Below are 3,695 nucleotides of genomic sequence, written 5' to 3' on the forward strand. Positions count from 1 at the left end.
AAAACTTAAACAGAGCATTTAAGCTAAATGTTCTTTCTAGGTTTTATTTAATTTAATTCTATGTTATATATAGTTTCTAACCTAGTGTTATTTTATTTATCAATGTTAAGAGTCACAAGCAAGTAATATAAAACAATTTCATAAGCTTGTTAAAGGTAGTTATACTTAATCTCTTTCTTATTACATATATATTAAGTATATATAAGAAAAAGTTTTTAAGCATCACAGCTTAGACGCTTTCCGTCTTGAAGATTAAGATTAATAATTACATAAAAACTTTAGCAAGGAAGTAATGCGTTTTAGTAATACTAAAAACAATAACAATAATGCATGCAAATATATTTCAATTAATACTATTAATTGTAAAAATATTAATAACATTATTAACAAAGGTAAGCTAATAAGAGCAAATGGTGGATGCCTTGGCAGACAAAGGCGATGAAGGACGTACTAGACTGCGATAAGCTACGAGGAGCCGTCAAGGGGCATTAATTCGTAGATTTCCGAATGGGGCAACCCAATACATAGAGATATGTATTACCATATATGGAGCGAACGTTGGGAATTGAAACATCTTAGTACCAACAGGAAAAGAAATCAATAGAGATTACGCTAGTAGCGGCGAGCGAAAGCGTAAGAGGGCAAACCACTAGTTTACTAGTGGGGTTGTAGGACTGCAACAAAGACTAAGCAAAGATAGTAGAACAAGTTGGAAAGCTTGAGCGTAGAGGGTGATACTCCCGTACATAAAATCTTTACTTTACTTAGCAGTATCCTGAGTAGGGCGAGACACGTGAAATCTTGTCTGAAGCTGGGTCGACCACGATCCAACCCTAAATACTAATGTCTGACCGATAGTGTACAAGTACCGTGAGGGAAAGGTGAAAAGAACTGAGGTGATCAGAGTGAAATAGAACCTGAAACCATTTGCTTACAATCATTCAGAGCCCTATGTAGCAATACAGGGTGATGGACTGCCTTTTGCATAATGAGCCTGCGAGTTGTGGTGTCTGGCAAGGTTAAGCTAACGTGAAGCCGTAGCGAAAGCGAGTCTTAATAGGGCGATAAGTCAGATGCTGCAGACCCGAAACGAAGTGATCTATCCATGAGCAGGTTGAAGCTAGTGTAAGAACTAGTGGAGGACCCAACCGACGGCCATTGAAACGGCTCCGGATGACTTGTGGATAGGGGTGAAAGGCCAATCAAACTTCGTGATAGCTGGTTCTCTCCGAAATATATTTAGGTATAGCGTTGTGTAGTAGCTATAAGGGGTAGAGCACTGAATGGGCTAGGGCATACACCAATGTACCAAACCCTATCAAACTCCGAATACTTATAGTGTAATCACAGCAGTCAGGCGGCGAGTGATAAAATCCGTCGTCGAGAGGGGAACAACCCAGACTACCAGCTAAGGTCCCTAAATCTTATTTGAGTGGAAAACGATGTGAAGTTACTTTAACAACCAGGAGGTTGGCTTAGAAGCAGCCATCCTTTAAAGAAAGCGTAATAGCTCACTGGTCTAGTGATTTTGCGCGGAAAATATAACGGGGCTAAAATAAGTACCGAAGCTGTAGACCCAAGCCTAGCTTGGGTGGTAGGAGAGCGTTCTATAGGCGTTGAAGATGTACCGGTAAGGAGCGTTGGAGCGTATAGAAGTGAGCATGCAGGCATGAGTAGCGATAATTAATGTGAGAATCATTAACGCCGTAAACCCAAGGTTTCCTACGCGATGCTCGTCATCGTAGGGTTAGTCGGGTCCTAAGCAAAGTCCGAAAGGGGTATGCGATGGAAAATTGGTTAATATTCCAATACCAACATTATTGTGCGATGGAAGGACGCTTAGGGCTAAGCAAGCTAGCGGATGGAAGTGCTAGTCTAAGGTAGTAGGTTGTTATACAGGCAAATCCGTATAACATTAGACCGAGAACTGAAAGGCTTTCTGAAGTCTTCGGATGGAAGGAAGAATTGCTGATGCCGTCGAGCCAAGAAAAGTTTCTAAGTTTAGATAATGTTGCCCGTACCGTAAACCGACACAGGTGGGTGGGATGAGTATTCTAAGGCGCGTGGAAGAACTCTCTTTAAGGAACTCTGCAAAATAGCACCGTATCTTCGGTATAAGGTGTGGTTAGCCTTGTATTAGAATTTGACTTCGAAGGCAAGGAAACTTACAACAAAGAGTCCCTCCCGACTGTTTACCAAAAACACAGCACTCTGCTAACACGTAAGTGGATGTATAGGGTGTGACGCCTGCCCGGTGCTCGAAGGTTAATTGATGGGGTCAGCAGCAATGCGAAGCTCTTGATCGAAGCCCGAGTAAACGGCGGCCGTAACTATAACGGTCCTAAGGTAGCGAAATTCCTTGTCGGTTAAATACCGACCTGCATGAATGGCGTAACGAGATGGGAGCTGTCTCAAAGAGGGATCCAGTGAAATTGTAGTGGAGGTGAAAATTCCTCCTACCCGCGGCAAGACGGAAAGACCCCGTGGACCTTTACTACAGCTTGACACTGCTACTTGGATAAGAATGTGCAGGATAGGTGGGAGGCTTTGAGTTATAGACGCCAGTTTATAATGAGCCATCGTTGAGATACCACTCTTTCTTATTCGGGTAGCTAACTAGCGTGAGTTATCCTCACGTAGGACAATGTCTGGTGGGTAGTTTGACTGGGGCGGTCGCCTCCCAAAAAATAACGGAGGCTTACAAAGGTTGGTTCAAAACGGTTGGAAATCGTTTGTAGAGTATAAAGGCATAAACCAGCTTAACTGCAAGACAAACACGTCAAGCAGAGACGAAAGTCGGTCTTAGTGATCCGGTGGTTCTGTGTGGAAGGGCCATCGCTCAAAGGATAAAAGGTACCCCGGGGATAACAGGCTGATCTCCCCCAAGAGCTCACATCGACGGGGAGGTTTGGCACCTCGATGTCGGCTCATCGCATCCTGGGGCTGGAGCAGGTCCCAAGGGTATGGCTGTTCGCCATTTAAAGCGGTACGCGAGCTGGGTTCAGAACGTCGTGAGACAGTTCGGTCCCTATCTGCCGTGGGCGTAAGAAGATTGAAGAGATTTGACCCTAGTACGAGAGGACCGGGTTGAACGAACCACTGGTGTAGCTGTTGTTCTGCCAAGAGCATCGCAGCGTAGCTAAGTTCGGATGTGATAAGAGCTGAAAGCATCTAAGCTCGAAGCCAACTCTAAGATGAATCTTCTCTTAAGGTCGCAGCAAGACTAGCTGCTTGATAGGTTGGGTGTGTAAGTGGTGAAAGCCATTTAGCTGACCAATACTAATAGACCGTCCGCTTACTTTAAATAAGCATTACTTCCTTGCTAAGGTTTATTACTTTAGTAAGTTTAAGAGTTTAAATTACTTGCTTTTAACATTGTTATTTAAGTTTATTAAATACTAATAGATTTAAATAACAATGTCCGTGATTATACAAATGTGGTAACGCCTTGTCCCATCCCGAACCAAGAAGCTAAGCACATTGTGGGTGATGATACTACGCCTTACTGGCATGGGGAAAGTAGCTCGTTGCGGACTTGTTAAAATCTTTTTTAACTCCTTTCTTTTTAATAATAATTGATTTTTATATACATATTTTTAGATTTAATTTTTTATTATATTTTTTTTAATTGTAGAAACGGGATAGGGCTAAAAGGTAAGTTTTTATTGTTGCTTTCTTTTTTAGCTTTGTTTGGG

2 rRNA genes are annotated in these 3,695 nt (G+C 42.4%); both read left to right on the forward strand.

What is annotated here, in order from left to right:
• The first annotated feature begins 390 nt into the window (after window positions 1-390).
• Window positions 391-3,303 (forward strand): 23S ribosomal RNA (locus tag AVBRAN12642_RS09500).
• A gap of 116 nt (window positions 3,304-3,419) precedes the next feature.
• Window positions 3,420-3,536 (forward strand): 5S ribosomal RNA (gene rrf / locus AVBRAN12642_RS09505).
• The last annotated feature ends 159 nt before the right edge of the window (window positions 3,537-3,695 follow it).

This window comes from Campylobacter sp. RM12642, from assembly GCF_020137635.1.
Lineage (GTDB): Bacteria > Campylobacterota > Campylobacteria > Campylobacterales > Campylobacteraceae > Campylobacter_E.